This window comes from Bacillus sp. EB V-12 (genome assembly GCF_056158125.1).
In genome coordinates this window covers 813,758-833,848 of record NZ_JBUXJL010000002.1, presented here as the reverse complement: position 1 = coordinate 833,848, position 20,091 = coordinate 813,758, and the positions used below count along the sequence as shown (strand labels likewise).

Below are 20,091 nucleotides of genomic sequence, written 5' to 3'. Positions count from 1 at the left end.
AGGTTTGCCTCTTTACTCACTTCTTATTTAATCCTTTTTCACTTAAGAACTCTTTCATATGCATTCTTTTTTCTTTAGACATAAACGAACTCATTGATTCCGTCCATGTTACGTTTTTCTTGTTTGATGATCTTTCTTTATAATACGCGCTCATCGTTTCATCATATTCATTTAATAATTCATCATATTTCTTTTCATCATATCCATTTTCATGAAGGATTGCTGCTACTGGTAAACGTGGTTTCACTCCATGATCTTCATCTGGTACGCCGACTGTCATTCCGAATACAGGATATACTTTATCAGGTAAATGAAGCAGTTCACTCACTTCTCTCGGATTATTACGAATACCACCAATATAACAAATACCGTATCCTAGCGATTCTGCTGCTAGTGCTAAGTTTTGCGCAAAAAGCGAAGCATCTACCGTCGCAACGATAAAGTCTTCTACTCCCTCATGCTTTATCTCTGTACTATGTTTTTTACATGCAATTTCAAGTCGTTTTAAATCTGCACAACAAACAAAAAATGCTGCACAGTCCTTCACATGACGATTTCCGGATAGCTCTGCTAGTTTAGCCTTTAATTCCTGATCTGTTACATATATAACAGAATACGCCTGTACAAAATGTGATGAAGCTGCATGTTGCGCAGCGTGCACCATCTTTTCTACTACATCTTTCGGAATTGATTCTTCTTTATATTTACGAACTGAAACATGTTGCTCCATCTTATGTATGATCTCATTCATGAAAATCACTCCTTTTTTCTCTTCATAATGAAAAATTAACATATCTTTTTCAATTTTCACAACTTATAAGCACAAAAAGAGCAATTCTTTTTGAACTGCTCTTTTTTAAAACGTTTATCGATACGGTAAATGAAATTACACTTATCATATTACGCCGTTTTCAAAACTTTAATACCTTTTACGATATTCCAAATGAAGTAGTAAATTCCTACAAGAATGAACACTGCATATGTGATAGCCATTCCAATTCCAGCACCGTCAGATTGATTGAAACCTAAACCGTACATGCCTGATACTGCTAGTCCTCCAAATAAGATTGCGTATGGGAAAACATGTGACCAAAATGCTTTTTTCGCGTGATACTTCACTTCATCTTCTGCAACAAAGTACACGATAATTGGTAGTAAAAATGGTGCAAAAAAGATACTAAAGTAACATAACGAAGATAAAATATTATTTCCTTTCATCCGATTCACCTCTAAATAGTTTTTGTTACCTTCATTATGTCAGGAAATCATTCTAGAAACTATCGCTTTACCTTTCACGAACGTGACATATTTGTAAGATTTTCCTCAAACTAAATCCCGCCTGAGTTTCAGACGGGATCACTTTCACTATATTCGATTCATAAACCAATACTCTGTAATTGCTAAATATTCTCGTACATTCGATGGAATGATGATTGGTTTCGGTGTTTTTGCCGGAAGACCTTCTAATTGTAAACCTTGTTTGGCCGCTATTTTTTTCGCTCTAAACATGTGAAAATCGTTTGTTACGATCATACCTTTTTTCATATCGGCTGGAATTAACGGTTTTGAGAATGTAATATTCTCATCTGTACTCGTAGATTTGTCCTCCATTATAATGCGGTCTTCTGCGATATTTTGTTTTATTAGTCCTTGTTTCATTGCTAATGCTTCTGAAATGTCTTCGCCTTTTCCTTGTCCTCCAGATACGATAGCGATTGTTTTCTCATGTGATTTTAAATATTCAGCTGCTTTATCAATACGATATTGCAATGAATAAGATGGTTTCGTCCCATTTACTTTCGATCCTAGTACAATTATGTAATCAGCATCGTAGGTTGCATTCATATGCCCATGCTTATAAATGTGATATTGTAAAAAACCCGCATACACGGCGCAAATCATTATAACAACTAAAATGCCCTTCATTATTTTCTTCTTTCTCATATTCATATACTCCTATTTTCTTTTACTTCCTTCATGATAATATCCATTTATTTGTTTGTATACAGACAGATTCCAATAAACCCTAATTTATCCTCTGAAAGGTAATATTTATATTACTTTCGGGAATAGTAAGTACAACTTTACACGAAGGAGTGTCTCTATTGCTTCTCTTTTTATGTAACGTGTCGTTCTTTTTTATCTTATTTTTACTATCGCTTAAGTTACTCGGTAAATCCGCGTTAGCACAACTAACTCCTCATGATTTTGGGGCTATAATCTTTTTATCTTATTTAGCTTTCCAGGCCATACCCGTCTCTGGTGCTTTACAAGCATTTCTCGGTATGGTTGTTATCACATGTTTACATTTACTTCTTACAAAATTAAGCCTATTCAACAAACTAAATCGTTTTATTCTTGGACACCCTATCATTTTAATTAAACATGGTGATATTATTTTTGAGAACTTACAAAAAAGTAGATACCCCATTGCAGAACTACTTTCTAATCTTCGCGTTGCAGGATATCCAAGTGTTCATGAAATTGAATACGCTATTTTAGAAGCGAACGGCGCTATTAGTATTTTACCAAAAAGAGAACTTGTACCATTAACTCCAAAGGATTTAAACATAGAAGTTAAGTATGCTGGATTACCAATTGCACTTATCGTCGATTCACAAATTCAATACGATAACTTAAAGTTAATACATAAAGATGAAAAATGGTTATATAAAGAATTAAAAGAAAAAGGAATTACAAATATTAAAAACGTTGCCTTTGCTTCTGTTCAAGAAACAGATGGATCTTTTGCGATTAGTTTAAAGGAATAAAAAATCCCCTTAATTGCTTAAGGGGATTTTCTTCATCATATCGCTTCTTTCTCTCCTGCCATATTTAATGGCACAGGATGTTTCATGCGATTCATCGTAAATACGATAATTGCTGTCATTACTTCAGCAACTGGCATAACGAGCCAAATTCCATTTATACCAAATAATTTCGGCATAATCCATAACAATGGAATAATAAATAGTAATCCTCGGCTCATTATAATAAGTACTGATTTCTTCGTTTGTCGTACTGATTGGAAATACTCTCCATACACAATGTTATAACCTAAAAATACGTATTGGATAAAGAATAAGCTAATACCTGTTAAGGTTAACTCCAATAATTCTGGAGATTGAACATCAAATAAACCAATGATATATTTCCCGAAGAATAATCCGACAATTATCGCAATGCCTCCGAGGACAACTGCAATTTTCACAGCAAACTTCAATCCTTCACGAAGTCTCTCTGATAAATTTGCCCCATAATGGAAACTAGCAATTGGCTGTAATGCTGCTCCAACACCAAAGAATAATAGTAATGTCATTGCATGAATACTATTCACCATCGCATAGGAAGCTACTCCTACTTCTCCTGCATATTGGACGAATGCGATATTAAAACCAACCGTTACGATTGCAACCGTACTTTCTGCTGTAAAACTTGGGAAACCAATCACCATAATTTGTTTGACAGTATCCCATTCAAAATGGAATTTCGTCCACTTTAAAATACTACTTTTTCTAAAGAAATGAGTTAATAATACAAGGAAACCAATCGCTGCCGAAAGAATAGTCGCTGAAGCAGCACCTGTTACACCCCATCCAAAGATAAAAATAAAGATATAGTCAAACACTATATTTAATACAGCTGTTACAACAAGACCAGCCATTGCTAAATTAGGATTTCCATCATTTCGTATGAATGTACTTAAAATATTTTCTAAAACGTATATCATTCCAAATGTTAATAATACGTGTAAATAGTCTAACGCATATGGTAGAATCACTTCATTTGCACCAAATAAATATGCTAAATCTTCTATTCTCCATAAGCAAATCGCTGCTAAAATCCCTACGATAACAACTGCTACCGTCATGGATTGAGTAAAAATAGACCTTGCTCTTTCTCGTTTATTTTCACCTAATGCAATGGAATATAACGTTGCCCCGCCCATTCCAATCCATAATGAAATAGAGAAGAAAATCGAAAACGCTGGAATAGCCACGTTTACTCCTGCTAAACCGTTCGCCCCAACTCCTCTACTAATCATGACCGCGTCAATTACAATATTCACTGACATTAATACCATTCCAAGAACGGCTGGTATTAAATATGAAATAAATAAACTTTTAATTGGTTTTTCTCTTAATTTTTCTGTTGCTTCCATACTATTATGCTCCTTTTTCAACTCTCTGTTCACAGTTTAAACCTTCAAGTAACTTGAAGGTCAAGAGAGAATTAAAAAATAGGTAACTGAATTATATTAATGAATGTAAATTTGTAATCAATTCAAAGGTTTTCATCTTATTTTTTTACTACAGGAATTTGAATTTCTGTTACTTGCTCCTCTGGATTTTCTGTTACAGACCAATCAATCAATCCAATCTCAATCGAATCTCCATGTACTTCGTAACCTTCTTTATCAATGTATGTAAGTAACTCCTTGTACGTTGCATCTGTTTCTTCATACGGTCCATGATGATAAGAACAAGCATATAAACCTTCTTTAATTTCATCTGAAGTATGCACTTCATACGGCATATAATCCAAAAGAATAAATACGCTGCTATATGCTTGAAACTCCTTTTGCATTAATGCTTTTTTGGAAATTGTCACACCTATATCTCCTGAAAATAGACTATCATCCATTTGCCTCATATTTTTTTGCAACGAATGAATGTAGTACTCAAACATATCATCCGTCGTATTCGGGGCAACCGCAATAGCTGTTATTTTTCGCTGCGGAATCTCTTTAATTACCATTTGTTCAGCTTTTGCTTTTGTTGCTTTCTTAATTAAATGAATTCTATGCTCCATTTTCGCCAAAGCATACTCAATTTCTCTTTGTTTCTTCAGCATCATCTCTTGTTGTTTTTCCAGTAAATTGAGTGCGTATGCTGGATTTCTTTCATCAATATATTTCTTAATTTCCTTTAACGGAATATTTAACTGGCGTAAAAATTTAATCGTATCTAACAGTGAAAATTGATCGATTGTATAATAACGATAATTCGTTTGAGGATCCACAATGGACGGATGAAAAATTCCTTTTTCATCATAATACCTTAATGTAGATTCTGCGATATTATGCATTTTCGCCATTTCTCCAATTGTAAAACGTTTATTTAATAACATCTTTTATTTCCTTCCATTTCTATTTATTTCATTATATGTTCATTTTCTCTTCAAAACAAAAAAGAATTCCCATACGAGAATTCTTTTTTACTATTAAACCTCTATTATTATAGGAAGAATCATCGGCTTTCGTTTTGTATTTGTATATATATACTTCCCTAATGCTTCTCTTACCTCCCTTTTCAAAATACCCCAGCTATTCACATTCTCTTTCTTTAAATTATTAATCGTAATAACAGCTAATTTATTTAATTCTCTTAGAAATTCTTCTGAATCACGGACATAGACAAATCCACGAGAAATAATATCTGGACCTGAAATTATTTCTCCATCCACTTTATTAAAAGTAATAACTATAACGAGCATTCCATCTTCTGAAAGTTGTTTACGATCACGTAATAATGCATTTCCAACATCTCCAATTCCTAATCCATCTACATATATATTTCCTGCCTGTATTCTTCTAGATTGAATTGCCACTTCATTACTTATATCTACAACATCTCCATTACGTACAATAAAGATATTTTCCTTTTCAATACCAATTGATTCTGCTAACAAACTATGGTGATGTAGCATTCTAAACTCTCCATGAATTGGAATAAAATATTTTGGCTTCATTAATGTAAGCATTAACTTCAACTCTTCTTGATATGCATGACCGGATACATGCACTCCAGTAGAACTACCTGATCCGTAAATCACCTTTGCTCCTAATGCAAATAAATTATCGATAATTCGAGAAACGTTACGTTCATTTCCTGGGATAGGGGTCGCGGCTATAATAACCGTATCTTCTGGTAAAATATCCACTTGCCTATAGTTTCCACTAGCTAAACGCGCTAAAGCTGCCATTGGTTCTCCTTGACTTCCTGTACAAAGTATTGCAACCTGCTTTGGATCTAAACGATTTACCTCATTTGCTTCAATCAACATACCTTCTGGAATATGTAAATAACCTTTCTCTAGAGCAACCTCTACTACATTTACCATACTTCTCCCTAGCAAAGCTAGTTTTCGATTTGTTTTTATACATGCTTCAACTATTTGCTGAACACGATTCACATTAGAAGCAAACGTAGAAATAATTACTTTTCTATTTGCTTTCATAAATATTTCCTCTATCCGTTCTCCTACTGACCTTTCTGATGGAGTAAAACCTGGGCGTTCTGCATTTGTGCTTTCAGATAATAAAGCTAGTACACCTTCACTTCCTATTTTAGCCATTTTATGAATATCAGGATGTTGATTATTTACTGGTGTTAAATCAAATTTAAAATCACCTGTATGTACTACAGTACCTTCTGGTGTATGAAAAACAATACCGAGACAATCCGGAATACTGTGGTTCGTTTTAAAAAAAGTTGCCTTAATAGAACCACAATCAATTTCTGATTCTGAATGAATAACGATTAATTCCGTATCATTTTGAAGATTGTGTTCCTTTAATTTAATTTCAATTAAACCTAACGTTAACTTTGTTGCATAGATTGGTACATTTAGTTGTTTTAAAAAATATGGTATTCCGCCAATATGGTCCTCATGCCCGTGCGTTACTATTAAACCGCGAATTTTTTCTTTATTTTCTTGCAAATATGTGACATCTGGAATTATTAAATCAATCCCTAATAAACTTTCATCTGGAAATTTAGATCCACAATCAATGACGACAATATCATTTTCATATTGGATAGCATACATATTTTTTCCTATTTCATTTACTCCACCTAAAGCAACAATAGACAAGTTATTTTTTAATGCCTTCAAATTATAAATCCTCCCTTTCACAGTTATAGTTCGTGAAATAGTATGTAGAATTTATTATTTGTAATGGAAAAGGACTTCATACTATTTTATACATATAAAATTCACACACTACTCTTACACCTATATCCCAATAAGACAGCTTCTTCCTCAAAAAGCTCCCATTTTTTCATTGATTTTTTATAAAATCTATTATATATTAATTACAGGTTCAAATTACGAGTTCAAAAGAACTCGTAATCAGACCCTTTTGTTTAATGGGTTTTACATATTTTCATTAGGCAAATTCCGAGAAATCGTATGATAAAATTAAAAATGACGAGGAGAGGATCAGATGGAATTCGAATTTTTCTTTCAAATTGCACTTATTTTATTAAGTACAAAGCTTGCTGGTGATCTTAGTGTTAGATTAGGTCAACCTTCTGTACTAGGTAAATTAATTGTCGGTATCGTTATCGGTCCAGCTGTATTAGGTTGGATTGAAAATTCAGAGCTTCTAACTCAATTAAGTAATGTCGGGGTTATTCTCTTAATGTTTATGGCTGGACTTGAAACAGACTTAGAAGAATTAAACGCAAATCGTAATTCTTCTTTAGCAGTTGCACTCGGAGGTATCATTCTTCCATTCGTAGGTGGTTACGTTTCCGGCCTTATTATGGGAATGGAACAAGGAAACGCTGTATTCTTAGGATTACTTTTATGTGCGACAAGTGTTAGTATTTCCGTTCAAACACTTCGCGATTTAGGAAAGATGAAAACACGTGAAAGTACAACTATGCTAGGCGCAGCTGTATTTGATGACATTCTTGTCGTTATTTTATTAGCATTTGCAATGAGCTTCTTAGGTACTGATGATGTTAACTTAACAATGGTTATCTTGAAGAAAGTAGTATTCTTCGCTTCTATTATTTTAATCGGATGGAAAGGTGTTCCTGCGATTATGCGCTGGTTATCACCACTGCGCGTATCTGAGTCTATCGTGAGCGCGGCCCTTATCATCTGTTTCTCATTCGCATATTTCGGCGAATTATTAGGAATTGCTGGTATTATCGGTGCTTTCGCTGCTGGTATTGCAATTTCTCAAACAAACTACAAACATGAAGTAGAAAAGAAAGTAGAACCAATTGCTTACGCTATGTTCGTTCCAGTATTCTTCGTTAGTATCGGTATGAATATTACATTTGACGGTATCGGCAATCAAATTTGGTTCATCTTAGCATTAACTGTTATCGCTGTATTAACGAAATTAATCGGCTGTGGATTCGGTGCACGAATGACTGGATTTGACGCTAAGTCTTCTGCAATTATCGGTGCTGGAATGGTTTCTCGTGGTGAAGTTGCACTTATCATTGCAGGAACAGGACTTTCTTCAGGTCTATTGGCACAAGATTACTTTACAGCAATCGTTATTGTCGTTATTTTAACTACAATGATTACACCACCAATGTTAAAATACACTTTTGGTGCAAAAGATAAAGCAATGAAAGCAAGTAAATAAGTTTACTATAATAAAAGGAGATTGCTATTTTATAAGATAGCAATCTCCTTTTTGTTTTATCTTTAAACAATCTCGTTCTTTTTTAACCATTTTTCAAAAATAGTTCGTGCTTCTTCATCATTGATATCATTACTAAATGAATACACCTTAATACCATAATCATCTATATATTCACCCAGTTTCATTTCCTCCACTTTCTTATAAAAATCGTCTGCCTCATAGTGCGGAAGATAAGCATCCCAAACTGGTTCATTTATTCTTTTATACGCCGTCACTTCTAAATCATATCCGTCTTCATAATATCCGATGTGATAATGTTTGTTCGGATCATATTTATCCATTAAAAGTCCCCTCCTACTAAACAAAAGCGAGCCTTATATTAAAGCTCGCTCCTCTCTCTATTTATTAAATACGTTCCATCGCCGTCTTCAACGTTCCAACAACAAAGGCAATTTCTTCACTTGAAATAATAAGCGGCGGTGCTAATGTTAAGACGTTATTATACCCTGCTGTTGTCATACCATTGCGTCCTATAATTAAGCCCTTTTCTTTACAAGCATTTACAACACTTGCAATTTTGTCGTTATCAATTGGCTCTTTCGTCTCTTTATCATTTACTAATTCAATTCCAACTAATAGGCCTTTTCCTCTAATATTCCCAACAAGCGGATGTTCCCCAATTTCATCTTTTAGTTGCTCTAATAAAAGGGAACCCATTTGCGCAGATCGCTCGATTAAATTTTCATTTTCCATAATCTCTAAGTTTTTAAGTGCTAATGCACAAGCTGCTGGATTTCCACCAAATGTATTAATATGGCGGAAGAATTCATATTCTCCTTTACCTTTAAAAGCCTCATATATTTCTTTTTTCACAGCTGTTGCAGATAATGGTAAATATGCGCTCGTAATGCCCTTTGCCATTGTAATAATATCTGGCTTCACATCATAATTCATAAACCCAAATGCTTTTCCTGTACGACCGAAACCGCAAATTACTTCATCACTAATAAGCAAGGCACCGTGTTTTTGACACGTCTCATGAACAGCTTTCATATAGTCTTGTGGTGGCATTAATATGCCCCCGCCTGTAATAATTGGTTCCATAATAAAAGCGGCAATTGTTTCACTTAATTCCCACGTCATAACACGATCGACTTCTTTCACACATTCTACATCATAAATATGCTGCCCTTCAATCCCAGGCATACGGTAACAATCCGGTGGTGTTACGTGTAAAAAACCTGAAGCAAACGGTTCATATTGATATCTACGCTGCGCTTGTCCCGTCGCTGCCATTGTCGCCATTGTATTCCCATGATACCCACGATAACGTGACATAAATTTATAACGATGTGGTTCACCTTTTTGAGCATAGTATTGTCTTGCTATTTTAAAAGCTGTTTCGTTCGCTTCTGAACCACTATTTGAGAAGAAAATAACATACTCTCCCCCAAGCCACTCATTTAACTTTTCAGCAAGCTTTATAGCTGGCTCATGGGATTGTGACATTGGAAAGTATGATAATGTTTGTAATTGCTTATAAGCCGCTTCTGCGAGCTCCTTTCTTCCATATCCACTATTGACACACCAAAGGCCACTCATACCATCTAAATATCTTTTTCCTTGTATATCTTCAACCCAGCACCCTTCAGCTTTTGCCCCTACCATTGTACTATTTGGACTAAAGGGACGCATTCCGTGCCAAACATATTGCTCATCTTTTGCTAATAATTCATCAGTTTGCTTCGTTTTCATCATTACTTCCACCTTCCATAACAACTTATTTTTCACAAAAGCTGCGCTGGTGCCATGATGACTTAAATTTCTCCCTGCTATTTTCATTCCACAAAATTAAGACAAATCCTACTTACAAATCAGTAATATTTACAAGAAAATGACAAAAGAAAAAAGAGCTTTTCTTATCTATCGAAAAGCTCCTCTTTTATTTAATGTGAAGACACATCACTAATACCGTGACCAGTATTAGATTTTACGAGAATTTCATCAAATTTCGCTGCATCTTCTTTCTTACTAGATAAAACAGTTCCTAAATATGCTGCAAGAAATCCGAGCGGAATTGAAATAATTCCTGGTGTCGTATATGGAAATATCGCTTCCCCAACAAAAATAGCTTTTCCAGCTACAGGGTTCCAAACATTCGGACTCAACGCTACGAGAACAATAGCTGATACGAGACCCACAATCATACCAGAAATAGCGCCCGTTGTATTAAAACGCTTCCAATATATTGTAAATAAAATCACTGGTAGATTTGCACTCGCTGCAACTGCAAATGCTAATGATACTAAAAATGCTACGTTTAATGTTTGGGCAAATAATGCAAGTATGATAGATAGTATCGCTACTCCAATAGATGCATAACGAGCCATAGATACTTGCTCTTTTTCCGTTGATTTCCCTCTGCGAATGATTTCATTATAAAAATCATGAGCGAATGCTGATGCTGCTGTTAATACAAGACCTGCCACTACAGCCAAAATCGTTGCAAAAGCAATTGCTGATACGAAAGCAAATAAGAAGTCTCCACCTAACGCTTTGGCTAATAAAGGTGCCGCCATATTACCAGCTGGGTTCGCTTTAATAATCGCTTCATTTCCTACAAACGCTGCCGCACCAAATCCTAAGAAAATCGTCATAATATAAAATGCACCAATTAACCACGTCGCATATACGACAGATTGACGTGCAGTTTTTGCATCACGTACTGTAAAAAAGCGGACAAGTATATGTGGTAATCCAGCTGTACCAAGTACTAGTCCTAAATTTAAAGACAGTGTATCAAGACCATCCTTATACTTTACACCTGGATTTAAAAATGAATCTTTTAAAGGGGTAGCTGTTTTCATTTGAGCGAACATTTCAGTCACGCTGAAGTTGAATTTTGCGAAAACGATAACAGAAATAATAAACGTACCAGCCATAAGTAATACAGCCTTTACAATTTGTACCCAGCTCGTTGCTGTCATACCACCAAAAATAACATACACCGTCATAAGTGTTCCAACGATTAATACAGATGTCGTATATTCAATCCCTAATAATAACTTAATAAGTGCACCCGCGCCAACTAATTGTGCAATCATATAAAAGATAGAAATCGTCATCGTATTAAGAGCTGCAACTCCGCGAACTTTTTTCGCATCAAAGCGTGCTGCAATCATATCCGCCAAAGTGTACTTTCCTAAATTTCTAAGCGGTTCTGCAACAAGATATAGTACAACTAAATAAGCAACTAAAAAACCGATACTATAAAAGAATCCATCAAACCCAGTTAATGCGATTGCTCCAGCTATACCGAGAAATGAAGCAGCAGACATGTAATCTCCAGCAATGGCCAGACCATTTTGCCAACCAGTTAATCCCCCTCCAGCCGTATAAAATTCACTCGCATTTTTCGTTTTTTTCGATGCAAAATAGGTTATGACGAGCGTACCAAGAACAATAATTAAAAATAGTGCAAATGCAGTAGTATTCAAGTTCAGCCCCTCCCTTTTTGCATATCTTGCAGAATTTTCCGGGAGATTTCATCAAATGATTCTGCTTTTTTGCTATAAATCATACATAGTGCCCATGTCATGATAAATTGGGAAAAAGCAAATACCCACGCCCATGTAACGTCTCCAAATGCAGGTGTATTAAGTACCTTTGAATACGATGTTAAAATAGGTAATGCGATAAAAAAACTAAAAAAGAAAATACTCATTGGAATGATAAACTTCTTTTTCGTATTTAATAACAATTGAAATTCTTCCGACTGAACGACCTCTGTATAATTCACCTCATTTTGCAACTTACGTGCTGACGTATCGTCTCGTTTCATTAACCGATCCCCTCTCTTACTTGAAATACACTTCCCCCTTGCATAACTGAAGACTAAATTTTATAAATATTCAGAAACTTACATTCATTTTAGACAATCCATGCATTCATGCAAAGATTTTTTGATAGACATTTTTCGGCAATTTCCCCTAAATTTTTAATATACTTTTTCAAAATAAAGTGACACTTTACTTATTTATCCTCATTAAGACAAAAGCAGTGCTTAACGCACTACTTTTGTCTTTTTTTCCTTTTCTAAATTACGAGCCGTTTCGCTTAGCTCAACATCTTTTCCGTCTTTCAGTGTTCCAAATATAAAATCGAATACTGGATTTGAAACACCAAACCAAAACTTTTCATTTTTATAATGGTGTAATATATGTTGTTTTTTTAGCCATCTTCCAAACTTAGTGACAGGACGAATCGGTCTATGAGCAATATAATGTTTCCATTCGTAAACGAGCAGCATAATAATCATTCCGATTCCAAATGAAAGTGTAATAGTAACACTTTTTGTAATACCATATGCTATAAGTAAATATATAGTAAAACTAGGTATACTAAACCATACAGGTAAAAACAAAAGTTTTAAATCATCTGGATATACGTGGTGATCATAATGCAATCTTCTTAACATTTTTAATAGAAATGTGTTTTTAGGTGGCTTTATATGGAATAAAAAACGATGTGTCATATATTCATTAAGTGTATAGAAAACAATCCCAAACATACATGCTAACATGCCAAACCACGTAAAAAATTGCATTTTTAAAATAATAATGAAAACAAATAGAATGCTATACATAATAACGATATCATGTTGTAAAAAGAACTCTTTCCCCACTTTCTTCATCTTGTTTCCCCCTTTTCCAAAAAAACAGCCGCAACATATCGTTACGACTATTTCTTTTCTATTCTTATTCTATTCACTTTACAAATTTGCCTGCTGTTCTATTGTCGAGAAAAAATTGTTTGGTCCAAATATATTTTGCTTGGGAATAATATGTTCCACTGCAAACACTGTTACTTCTCCTCTTTGCACTTCTCCAATAATGAGCCCAAATATTTCATGATTTACTGCAAACGTCGGTTGCTTTGTTTGTAACAATCTTGCAGCATTATGAAATACCGCTTCATATAGTGGATTTCTATCAGTAATTTCTTTTCGGATTTTTGGCGCTAACGTAATTATAATTTCTTTTCCGTCAATAGTGGTTCGATACATAAAAATCTCCCCTTCAATCTTATGTGAACAACTGTAAAGCTTTGTATGCAAAATGTATAGAGTAACCTACTAAAATAATACCTGCTCCGGCTGTTATGTAGCCAAGCGCTTTTGGTTTTAATAAAGTTCTTCCAAAATGTACAGAAAAAGCAATATTTAAATTCCATAAAATAATACCAACAATAATGCAAAGACTGTACAAAAAAGCTTCTTGTTTCGTTACCTTCGTAAGTAATGAGCTAAGTGTACTTCCGTATATACCAAACCAAAAAACAAGATTTAATGGATTGGATATCGCAATTAAAAATCCTGCCATAAACGATTGCTTAAGGCCACCTACCTCTTCTTTTTTATATTCCATATTCGAGTCGAAAATTCCTTGTTTTACACTTTGAAATCCTAAATAAAATAACAAGAAAAAACCCGTGCAATACATGAAGGCTTGTACATATGTATACATAAACACAGAAGATAAACCGAAATAAATGAGAAGCATAAATAAAACATCTGCAGTCATTCCACCAATTCCAACAACCCAAGCGTGCCAAAACCCACGTTCAATTCCTCGTTTTAACATTTCAATATTAATCGGCCCTACTGGCGCAGCTAATGATATACCTAATACGATTTGCTGTATAATTGCTCCAAACATCGCTCTATCCTTTCTACTCTCTTTACTACTAGTTAATGATGTAATTTGAAAAAATAGACTAGCTTTCATAATAAAATACCCTTTTTTATCCAAAATATACAAAAGAGCCATCTAGGTGATGGCTCTTACTTTTCTATCCTATGAAGAAAAGGACATTTCCCTTTTATTGGCTCTACATCGTCTCCTATGAAATATTGTTTCCATTCACGATGCTCTGGGTCACCATAATGACTAATGTTAGGATGTTTCGGCAATTGATCCCACTTTTCAACTCGCTCACGAACCATTTGTCTTGAATATGCTCCTTTAGGACGATCTCCCTCTAATCCATCAAAAATAGTGCGTGGCTGAAACCCAATAACGAGAGAATTCCCTAAATGTCTAGTTTTTCGTTGTTTATAAGCTGGCGCATTTCCAAATGCGAATATTGGCTCACCACCAAATGAAAATTCCCATAAATAATGGTCTGGATCTTCAGGAATTTGCTTTGGCCATGCTTGATTATCGTTTTCATGTAAATACTGTAACACTTTCCAAAAGGAATCACGGTAATATTCGAGTGGCTGTTCTTCACATTCCGGTTCTACAAAAAGGAAAAAGCCCCTTCTTACAATCGGCCTCTCTTTCATTAACTCTAAAAAAGATAACATTGTATGTGGTAAATGACTCCAATCATTATGAGAAAGAAATGAATAACGAAGTTCATTCTTTTTCAAAGCTGTTAAACCGAAATAACATGGAAAAGTTGGTTCTAACACAACATTTGAAAAAATCTCAAATTCTTTTGCAACCCAATCCGGTATGTCGGTTCTCGTTCTCATTCCTTCATTATCTAATAAGTAAGACTTATTCATTCTTTCACCTCATTATGTATAGCATTCAATTAAGAATATTATATACTCAGCCTGTCCTATACCTATTTAAAAATTTGACTGAAAAATTATTTAAAAATACAAAAAAATAAAATCGCTTACTTGACTAAATTCTCCCAATTCGTGTATATTTAAATTAATCATTTAGCAGAATATTCAAGAATATAGCATTTTTAGTTTATATTATTTTTTTAAAATGAATTTCACTAAATGAAAATAGTAAACGCTTTTAGGAGGAATTGTAACATGCAAGGAAAAGTAAAATGGTTTAACAACGAAAAAGGTTTTGGATTTATCGAAATGGAAGGCGCTGACGATGTATTCGTACATTTCTCTGCTATTCAAGGCGACGGCTACAAAGCTTTAGAAGAAGGTCAAGAAGTATCTTTCGACATTACTGAAGGTAACCGCGGACCTCAAGCTGCTAACGTAGTAAAACTTTAATCCAACATATAACAGGAGGTTACCTTACTTGGTAACCTCCTTTGTTATTCCTTTGTATATTTCCGTTTTACAGAGCAAAAACTATGTGAAATGCGCACTATACAAAGGAGGAATTATTAATGGGATCAGAAGTAAATGATTTTGAAGAAGTGAAATTCCGTGTAGAAACAGCACAAAAAATGGTAGGATCAGCAACAATTTCAATGGATCCAGATACATTAGAGCATGCTACTACTGCTGTAGAAGCAGCTCGCTCTCAGCTTGAAATTATGAAATCTGTTGCAACTGATTTAGATGAACCATTTTTAATGAATGAGGAAAAGAAATTAAATAAATGTGAGCATCAACTAAACGAAGCAAGACACTAAAAAACATCCAGAGAATTTTCTCTGGATGTTTTTCATGACAACTGGTCCCCATACTTTTTCAATGTTTCTCCAACTGTACATTGCCTTATACAAAATGAATGAGCATAATATTTACTATTTGTCTTTCGATTATGTTCTCGCAAAAAACAGCCTTCACAATACGTTTCTAATAAGTCATTTACCTCTGTAATGAGTTGCTTTTTATCCACCTTTGCACCTCTCTATTCAGTTATTTCTTTATGACTATCAATAACTGTTCCTTCCAATGCTTGCGTAGCTAATTGATGTGCTTCTTTATTTTGTTTTCTAGATATCGGCTCACATATAAGTTTTAATTTCATTTGCTTCGCCTTTTGTTCAATTTGATCTAAATAATGATTTAAATGTTCATCATAACAAGGCCATTCTCCGGCTAATTGCTGCAGTACCACTTGTGAGTCTCCGCGAAGTGTAACTGCTTCATACTTAATCCCTAGTTCCTCGAGTATATTCATACCGTATAATAATGATGCATATTCCGCTTCATTATTATCATATATACCTTCTATATATGCATTACGGCGAATGCGGTAGTTTGTATTTCCTTTTTTATAATACACACATATACCAACGCCAGCTTCTTTCGTTTGCACATCATACCCCCCATCAAAATAAACGAGTATTTCTTGGGGCTCTTCCTCTACTTGCTTACTTAACTTTTTCATCTCTTTTAATGACCATTCTGCGTCCATTTCATCGTAAAATAAAAGTTCCTTAGCTCTTCCTGTTTTCTCAAAATCCTCTGCAAATTGAAGTACTTCTTCTATGTTCATATACTCTGTTGTTAATTCCGTCTGCAATCCACGCTTCGTTTTATACAACCAATGAATTTTATATTTCATACTACATTCCCCTTATGTAAGACTTCTTATATATATCCGGCTAATTGAAGCCTCACTTTATTTTATTATATTTTATCTAGAGTCACAGCATTATATTCAATATGATTACATACAAAAAGAGCTATCCCTATAGGAATAGCTCTTTCATCTATTACATAAATCTTTCAAATTGTACTCGCTTATTAATCCAGTACATTACAGGCATACCGATCGCCATGACAACAAATTCACCAATTGCACAAGTTAACCAAGACAACATAAATGGTAAACCCAATGCAAGATGAAGTTCAATTGCAATCATAAACATTGTAATTGTAAAGATAACTGTATTAAAAATCATACGAGCCCAAACACCTTTAATAAATCGCATAGAAATAATCGTTGCAACTAACGCCAGAATAGATTGCCCTACTCCAAATACTAAATCGTAAGCGATCATAGGTGAGAAAAAGAGATTCGTTAAAAATACACCTAATACAATTCCGTAAATTGCTTTCTTGTTAAATACAACGAGATGATTAAACATCTCTGAAATACGAAATTGTACATTCGTAAAGCCAAATGGCTGAATAAGCATAGAAACAGCAATATATAATGCCGCTAAAATACCATTACCGACTAATGTTCTAATATTCATGACAAAATCTCCTTAGTTTTTTTACGTGGGATGGTTTCGAACCACGTTATTCGTTTTTTAAGCAACAAGATTATATTTTACGTGGTAGCCCCTCTTTCGTCAATAGATTCCTATCGTGAACTACCTTTTTTCTTTTAGACAACGTATAATAAAACATATGAAAGATTTAGGAGGTTTCACTTCATGACAGCAACAATTCAAAATGAAAAAGTGATCGTTTCCATTTCTGACAAAGGTGCAGAATTACAGAGCGTTCGCTTAAAAGAAGACAACATAGAATATTTATGGCAAGGTGATTCTACTTATTGGGGACGCCGTGCACCAATTTTGTTCCCAATTGTCGGTCGATTAGTAGATAATACATACTACGTAGACGGTAAACCATATTCATTAACACAACACGGTTTCGCCCGTGATCTTACTTTCTCTGTGAAAGAACAAAGCGAAACAAAGATCACTTATATCGTTACTAGTAATGAAGAAACATTAAAAAAATACCCATACGAATTCGAATTACTCGTTTCTTATGAGCTAGATGGACAAAGTGTTCATGTAACATATGAAGTAAACAATCCTACTTCAAAAGAGATGTTCTTCTCAATTGGAGCACACCCTGGATTCAACTTCCCTTTATTGGACGGTGAATCATTTACAGATTATCACTTATCGTTTAATGGTTCGGAACGCTTAGAAACAAGCGTATTAGAAGGACCTTATCTTTCAAACAAAAAGCAATTAATCGCTGAAAATACGACTGAATTGCCACTTACATATGATTTATTCAAAAATGATGCACTTATTTTTGAACATATGAATACGAATGAAATTTCGATTCGTTCTCATAAACATAATAAATTTGTAAAAGTAGAATTTGATGGATTCCCATTTGTTGGCGTATGGACACCAGGGGATAACGCACCTTTCTTATGTATTGAACCTTGGTATGGCATCGCTGATGAAGTAAATCCAGCAAAAGATTTCAAGGACAAAAAGGGAATTCAATCTTTACAAGCGAATGAAACATTTACATGTCGTTACAGCATCACAATCGGATAACTACTCTATCCCCTACTTCAAAAAATATTTAAGTAGGGGATCATCTTATAATTTGGAGGTTTCTCATTTTGATTGAAGTATATATTGATGGTGCATCAAAAGGAAATCCTGGTCCTTCTGGTGCAGGAGTGTTTATTAAAGGCGTTCAGCCACCTGTACAATTATCAGTACCACTTGGAACAATGTCCAATCATGAAGCAGAATACCGCGCTTTACTTTTAGCATTAAAATATTGCATCGAGCATAATTATAGCACTGTCTCTTTTCGTACAGATTCGCAGCTTGTTGAGCGGGCTGTTGAAAAGGAATACGCAAAAAATAAAATATTTGCACCTCTTTTAGATGAAGCACTGCAGTACATAAAAAACTTCGATCTCTTTTTTATTAAGTGGATTCCAAGTAGTCAAAATAAAGTAGCTGATGAATTAGCTAGAAAAGCTATCTTACAAAATTAACGGGGGTATGAGTGTGAAAAAAGAGTGGATTGCTCCTCTTGCTTTATTATTTGTCTCTTTTATTTGGGGAGCTACGTTTGTTGTCGTTCAAAACGCTATGTCTTTCGTTGATCCATTTACTTTTAATGGTATTCGCTTTTTATTCGCTGGAATTATTTTATTATTCGTTCAAATTATTTTCTCACAGAAAACTTCAAAACAAGAATTAAAACATAGTAGTTTAGCTGGATTAATGGTTGGGTTCTTCTTATTTGTCGGCTATTTATTACAAACATTTGGCTTACTTTATACAACTTCTTCAAAAGCAGGTTTCTTAACTGGGCTAAGCATTGTTATGGTCCCAATCTTATCATTTATCTTTTTAAAACAAAAAGCCACCATTTTCATCGTACTTGGTATTGCTGTAGCTACAACAGGTTTGTACTTATTAACAGCTGCTGATTCTTTCCAATTAAATATAGGAGATATACTTGTTCTTGGTTGTGCAGTCGCTTTCGCTGCCCATATTCTTATTAACGGCTTCTTTTCTAAAAAAATATCACCTTTATTATTAAGCACATCTCAAGTATTAGCTGTTGGTATATTTTCTTCTATTTGCGCTTTCTTGTTTGAAGATTGGGAAAAGTTATTTTCAGTATCACTATGGACGAATCAATCCTTTTTATTCGCACTCTTTCTAACTGCCCTGTTTGCAACATCTATTGCTTTTTTCATTCAAACATCGGCACAAAAACACACTTCTCCAACGAGAGTAGCAATTATTTTCGCAATGGAGCCCGTTTTTGCTGCATTAACAGGCGTTCTCGTTGCAAATGAACAACTTTCTATTTCTGCTATTATCGGATGTCTATGTATTTTTCTAGGCATGATTTTTGTTGAATTACCTTCCAAAACAAAAAAAGAAGCGCAGGCTGCGTGAAGTTACGCTTGTAACTTCCGCATAAAAGCCTTAGCGCTTTTTTTATCTGTAATTTCTTCCTCTTTCAATCGTTCTAATAACGCAACGAAATAACTACCATCAAACTGCAATTGATGTTTAATTGTGGCTTCTATTGCTGCGTTCACAATCCCATCAGACGCACCAGTATATCCTTGTCCAAACATAATAAACCCTTGTGCTTCCTCTGATAATTTAAATCCTTTCGTATGTAAGAATGAAAGATAATCTTCTACTGTTTGCATGTTATTCCCACCTACTCAAAAATTCTCCATCTCCTATCATACATGTTTTTACACGCTATGAGAATGAAATTTCTTTGACAACTTTGT

25 protein-coding genes and 1 riboswitch are annotated in these 20,091 nt (G+C 34.4%); of the genes, 7 read left to right on the top strand and 18 right to left on the bottom strand.

Annotated features, from left to right (window positions below; genetic code table 11):
* Nucleotides 1-16: 16 nt before the first annotated feature.
* The 3 genes from nfsA to ACZDYH_RS10920 form a co-directional block, all read right to left on the bottom strand.
* Nucleotides 17-751 (bottom strand): oxygen-insensitive NADPH nitroreductase, encoded by a 735-nt coding sequence (gene nfsA / locus ACZDYH_RS10930; protein ID WP_016122206.1) that lies wholly within the window; start codon nt 749-751, stop codon nt 17-19.
* A gap of 149 nt (nt 752-900) precedes the next feature.
* Nucleotides 901-1,218: a magnetosome magnetite crystal formation protein family gene (locus tag ACZDYH_RS10925; RefSeq protein ID WP_000678055.1), complete on the bottom strand. Its 318-nt coding sequence runs from the start codon at nt 1,216-1,218 to the stop codon at nt 901-903.
* Nucleotides 1,219-1,365: 147 nt separating this feature from the next.
* Nucleotides 1,366-1,944 carry a YdcF family protein gene (locus ACZDYH_RS10920; RefSeq protein ID WP_006928736.1) on the bottom strand — a complete coding sequence of 193 codons (579 nt, stop codon included), beginning with the start codon at nt 1,942-1,944 and terminating at the stop codon, nt 1,366-1,368.
* Between the two features lie 161 nt (nt 1,945-2,105).
* Here ACZDYH_RS10920 and ACZDYH_RS10915 point away from each other — a divergent pair, with 161 nt between their 5' ends.
* Nucleotides 2,106-2,771 carry a DUF421 domain-containing protein gene (locus ACZDYH_RS10915; protein WP_000923924.1) on the top strand — a complete coding sequence of 222 codons (666 nt, stop codon included), beginning with the start codon at nt 2,106-2,108 and terminating at the stop codon, nt 2,769-2,771.
* A gap of 35 nt (nt 2,772-2,806) precedes the next feature.
* Here the strand turns inward: ACZDYH_RS10915 and ACZDYH_RS10910 are convergent, their stop codons facing one another.
* The 3 genes from ACZDYH_RS10910 to ACZDYH_RS10900 all read right to left on the bottom strand — a co-directional run bounded on the left by ACZDYH_RS10910 (nt 2,807) and on the right by ACZDYH_RS10900 (nt 6,897).
* Nucleotides 2,807-4,162 (bottom strand): MATE family efflux transporter, encoded by a 1,356-nt coding sequence (locus ACZDYH_RS10910; RefSeq protein ID WP_325863655.1) that lies wholly within the window; start codon nt 4,160-4,162, stop codon nt 2,807-2,809.
* A 137-nt stretch (nt 4,163-4,299) separates the two neighbouring features.
* Nucleotides 4,300-5,130 (bottom strand): MerR family transcriptional regulator, encoded by an 831-nt coding sequence (locus ACZDYH_RS10905; RefSeq protein WP_000925932.1) that lies wholly within the window; start codon nt 5,128-5,130, stop codon nt 4,300-4,302.
* A gap of 93 nt (nt 5,131-5,223) precedes the next feature.
* A complete protein-coding gene (locus ACZDYH_RS10900) occupies nt 5,224-6,897 on the bottom strand; it encodes a ribonuclease J (protein WP_000645618.1) in 1,674 nt (557 codons plus the stop codon).
* A 331-nt stretch (nt 6,898-7,228) separates the two neighbouring features.
* Between ACZDYH_RS10900 and ACZDYH_RS10895 the strand changes: the two genes are divergently transcribed.
* Nucleotides 7,229-8,392, top strand: coding sequence for a cation:proton antiporter (locus tag ACZDYH_RS10895; RefSeq protein ID WP_000393889.1), 1,164 nt, complete (start codon nt 7,229-7,231; stop codon nt 8,390-8,392).
* A 62-nt stretch (nt 8,393-8,454) separates the two neighbouring features.
* On the opposite strand, the gene ACZDYH_RS10890 is transcribed toward ACZDYH_RS10895, so the two are convergent.
* The 8 genes from ACZDYH_RS10890 to ACZDYH_RS10855 all read right to left on the bottom strand — a co-directional run bounded on the left by ACZDYH_RS10890 (nt 8,455) and on the right by ACZDYH_RS10855 (nt 14,963).
* The gene (locus ACZDYH_RS10890; protein WP_000362149.1) at nt 8,455-8,733 is read right to left on the bottom strand and encodes a DUF3986 family protein; all 279 of its coding nucleotides are present in this window, start codon (nt 8,731-8,733) and stop codon (nt 8,455-8,457) included.
* 64 nt (nt 8,734-8,797) lie between these two features.
* A complete protein-coding gene (locus tag ACZDYH_RS10885) occupies nt 8,798-10,147 on the bottom strand; it encodes an aspartate aminotransferase family protein (RefSeq protein ID WP_000850964.1) in 1,350 nt (449 codons plus the stop codon).
* A 191-nt stretch (nt 10,148-10,338) separates the two neighbouring features.
* Nucleotides 10,339-11,889 (bottom strand): solute symporter family protein, encoded by a 1,551-nt coding sequence (locus ACZDYH_RS10880; RefSeq protein ID WP_001098243.1) that lies wholly within the window; start codon nt 11,887-11,889, stop codon nt 10,339-10,341.
* A 2-nt stretch (nt 11,890-11,891) separates the two neighbouring features.
* Entirely contained in the window at nt 11,892-12,233 is a 342-nt protein-coding gene (locus tag ACZDYH_RS10875; RefSeq protein ID WP_000817366.1) for a DUF485 domain-containing protein, read from the bottom strand.
* A 222-nt stretch (nt 12,234-12,455) separates the two neighbouring features.
* The gene (locus ACZDYH_RS10870) at nt 12,456-13,085 is read right to left on the bottom strand and encodes a sterol desaturase family protein (RefSeq protein WP_000755401.1); all 630 of its coding nucleotides are present in this window, start codon (nt 13,083-13,085) and stop codon (nt 12,456-12,458) included.
* A gap of 78 nt (nt 13,086-13,163) precedes the next feature.
* Nucleotides 13,164-13,457 carry a hypothetical protein gene (locus tag ACZDYH_RS10865; RefSeq protein WP_000286361.1) on the bottom strand — a complete coding sequence of 98 codons (294 nt, stop codon included), beginning with the start codon at nt 13,455-13,457 and terminating at the stop codon, nt 13,164-13,166.
* Nucleotides 13,458-13,476: 19 nt separating this feature from the next.
* Entirely contained in the window at nt 13,477-14,220 is a 744-nt protein-coding gene (locus ACZDYH_RS10860) for a LysE family transporter (protein ID WP_001196841.1), read from the bottom strand.
* A 14-nt stretch (nt 14,221-14,234) separates the two neighbouring features.
* Nucleotides 14,235-14,963, bottom strand: a complete 729-nt coding sequence (locus ACZDYH_RS10855) for a YqcI/YcgG family protein (protein ID WP_001043767.1) — start codon at nt 14,961-14,963, stop codon at nt 14,235-14,237.
* 264 nt (nt 14,964-15,227) lie between these two features.
* On the opposite strand from ACZDYH_RS10855, the gene cspB reads away from it, so the two are divergent.
* Both cspB and ACZDYH_RS10845 read left to right on the top strand, forming a co-directional pair.
* Nucleotides 15,228-15,425, top strand: coding sequence for a cold shock-like protein CspB (gene cspB / locus ACZDYH_RS10850; protein ID WP_001161731.1), 198 nt, complete (start codon nt 15,228-15,230; stop codon nt 15,423-15,425).
* Nucleotides 15,426-15,544: 119 nt separating this feature from the next.
* Nucleotides 15,545-15,793 (top strand): DUF2564 family protein, encoded by a 249-nt coding sequence (locus tag ACZDYH_RS10845; protein WP_000534392.1) that lies wholly within the window; start codon nt 15,545-15,547, stop codon nt 15,791-15,793.
* A gap of 32 nt (nt 15,794-15,825) precedes the next feature.
* Here the strand turns inward: ACZDYH_RS10845 and ACZDYH_RS10840 are convergent, their stop codons facing one another.
* The 3 genes from ACZDYH_RS10840 to ACZDYH_RS10830 all read right to left on the bottom strand — a co-directional run bounded on the left by ACZDYH_RS10840 (nt 15,826) and on the right by ACZDYH_RS10830 (nt 17,311).
* Nucleotides 15,826-16,002, bottom strand: a complete 177-nt coding sequence (locus tag ACZDYH_RS10840) for a zinc-finger domain-containing protein (RefSeq protein WP_002023738.1) — start codon at nt 16,000-16,002, stop codon at nt 15,826-15,828.
* A 12-nt stretch (nt 16,003-16,014) separates the two neighbouring features.
* Nucleotides 16,015-16,674, bottom strand: a complete 660-nt coding sequence (locus ACZDYH_RS10835) for a ribonuclease H family protein (protein ID WP_048538189.1) — start codon at nt 16,672-16,674, stop codon at nt 16,015-16,017.
* Nucleotides 16,675-16,825: 151 nt separating this feature from the next.
* Entirely contained in the window at nt 16,826-17,311 is a 486-nt protein-coding gene (locus ACZDYH_RS10830) for a QueT transporter family protein (RefSeq protein ID WP_001026474.1), read from the bottom strand.
* A 6-nt stretch (nt 17,312-17,317) separates the two neighbouring features.
* Nucleotides 17,318-17,362: riboswitch (PreQ1 riboswitch) on the bottom strand.
* A gap of 132 nt (nt 17,363-17,494) precedes the next feature.
* On the opposite strand from ACZDYH_RS10830, the gene ACZDYH_RS10825 reads away from it, so the two are divergent.
* The 3 genes from ACZDYH_RS10825 (at nt 17,495) to ACZDYH_RS10815 (ending at nt 19,741) form a co-directional block, all read left to right on the top strand.
* Nucleotides 17,495-18,367, top strand: a complete 873-nt coding sequence (locus tag ACZDYH_RS10825; RefSeq protein WP_000127397.1) for an aldose 1-epimerase family protein — start codon at nt 17,495-17,497, stop codon at nt 18,365-18,367.
* 68 nt (nt 18,368-18,435) lie between these two features.
* Complete coding sequence (locus ACZDYH_RS10820; RefSeq protein ID WP_000573880.1) at nt 18,436-18,822, top strand: reverse transcriptase-like protein; 387 nt, start codon at nt 18,436-18,438, stop codon at nt 18,820-18,822.
* Between the two features lie 13 nt (nt 18,823-18,835).
* Entirely contained in the window at nt 18,836-19,741 is a 906-nt protein-coding gene (locus ACZDYH_RS10815; protein WP_134266157.1) for a DMT family transporter, read from the top strand.
* 2 nt (nt 19,742-19,743) lie between these two features.
* Here ACZDYH_RS10815 and ACZDYH_RS10810 read toward each other — a convergent pair whose 3' ends face one another.
* Nucleotides 19,744-20,004 carry a DUF6123 family protein gene (locus ACZDYH_RS10810; RefSeq protein ID WP_001195212.1) on the bottom strand — a complete coding sequence of 87 codons (261 nt, stop codon included), beginning with the start codon at nt 20,002-20,004 and terminating at the stop codon, nt 19,744-19,746.
* Nucleotides 20,005-20,091: the final 87 nt, after the last annotated feature.

What these genes read in the sequence shown, in the direction of transcription:
- nfsA (WP_016122206.1), bottom strand. Translation starts at nt 751, where the DNA reads ATGAATGAGATCATACATAAGATGGAGCAACATGTTTCAGTTCGTAAA.
- ACZDYH_RS10925 (WP_000678055.1), bottom strand. Translation starts at nt 1,218, where the DNA reads ATGAAAGGAAATAATATTTTATCTTCGTTATGTTACTTTAGTATCTTT.
- ACZDYH_RS10920 (WP_006928736.1), bottom strand. Translation starts at nt 1,944, where the DNA reads ATGAGAAAGAAGAAAATAATGAAGGGCATTTTAGTTGTTATAATGATT.
- ACZDYH_RS10910 (WP_325863655.1), bottom strand. Translation starts at nt 4,162, where the DNA reads ATGGAAGCAACAGAAAAATTAAGAGAAAAACCAATTAAAAGTTTATTT.
- ACZDYH_RS10905 (WP_000925932.1), bottom strand. Translation starts at nt 5,130, where the DNA reads ATGTTATTAAATAAACGTTTTACAATTGGAGAAATGGCGAAAATGCAT.
- ACZDYH_RS10895 (WP_000393889.1), top strand. Translation starts at nt 7,229, where the DNA reads ATGGAATTCGAATTTTTCTTTCAAATTGCACTTATTTTATTAAGTACA.
- ACZDYH_RS10890 (WP_000362149.1), bottom strand. Translation starts at nt 8,733, where the DNA reads ATGGATAAATATGATCCGAACAAACATTATCACATCGGATATTATGAA.
- ACZDYH_RS10885 (WP_000850964.1), bottom strand. Translation starts at nt 10,147, where the DNA reads ATGAAAACGAAGCAAACTGATGAATTATTAGCAAAAGATGAGCAATAT.
- ACZDYH_RS10875 (WP_000817366.1), bottom strand. Translation starts at nt 12,233, where the DNA reads ATGAAACGAGACGATACGTCAGCACGTAAGTTGCAAAATGAGGTGAAT.
- ACZDYH_RS10870 (WP_000755401.1), bottom strand. Translation starts at nt 13,085, where the DNA reads ATGAAGAAAGTGGGGAAAGAGTTCTTTTTACAACATGATATCGTTATT.
- ACZDYH_RS10865 (WP_000286361.1), bottom strand. Translation starts at nt 13,457, where the DNA reads ATGTATCGAACCACTATTGACGGAAAAGAAATTATAATTACGTTAGCG.
- ACZDYH_RS10860 (WP_001196841.1), bottom strand. Translation starts at nt 14,220, where the DNA reads ATGGCTCTTTTGTATATTTTGGATAAAAAAGGGTATTTTATTATGAAA.
- ACZDYH_RS10855 (WP_001043767.1), bottom strand. Translation starts at nt 14,963, where the DNA reads ATGAATAAGTCTTACTTATTAGATAATGAAGGAATGAGAACGAGAACC.
- cspB (WP_001161731.1), top strand. Translation starts at nt 15,228, where the DNA reads ATGCAAGGAAAAGTAAAATGGTTTAACAACGAAAAAGGTTTTGGATTT.
- ACZDYH_RS10845 (WP_000534392.1), top strand. Translation starts at nt 15,545, where the DNA reads ATGGGATCAGAAGTAAATGATTTTGAAGAAGTGAAATTCCGTGTAGAA.
- ACZDYH_RS10835 (WP_048538189.1), bottom strand. Translation starts at nt 16,674, where the DNA reads ATGAAATATAAAATTCATTGGTTGTATAAAACGAAGCGTGGATTGCAG.
- ACZDYH_RS10830 (WP_001026474.1), bottom strand. Translation starts at nt 17,311, where the DNA reads ATGAATATTAGAACATTAGTCGGTAATGGTATTTTAGCGGCATTATAT.
- ACZDYH_RS10825 (WP_000127397.1), top strand. Translation starts at nt 17,495, where the DNA reads ATGACAGCAACAATTCAAAATGAAAAAGTGATCGTTTCCATTTCTGAC.
- ACZDYH_RS10810 (WP_001195212.1), bottom strand. Translation starts at nt 20,004, where the DNA reads ATGCAAACAGTAGAAGATTATCTTTCATTCTTACATACGAAAGGATTT.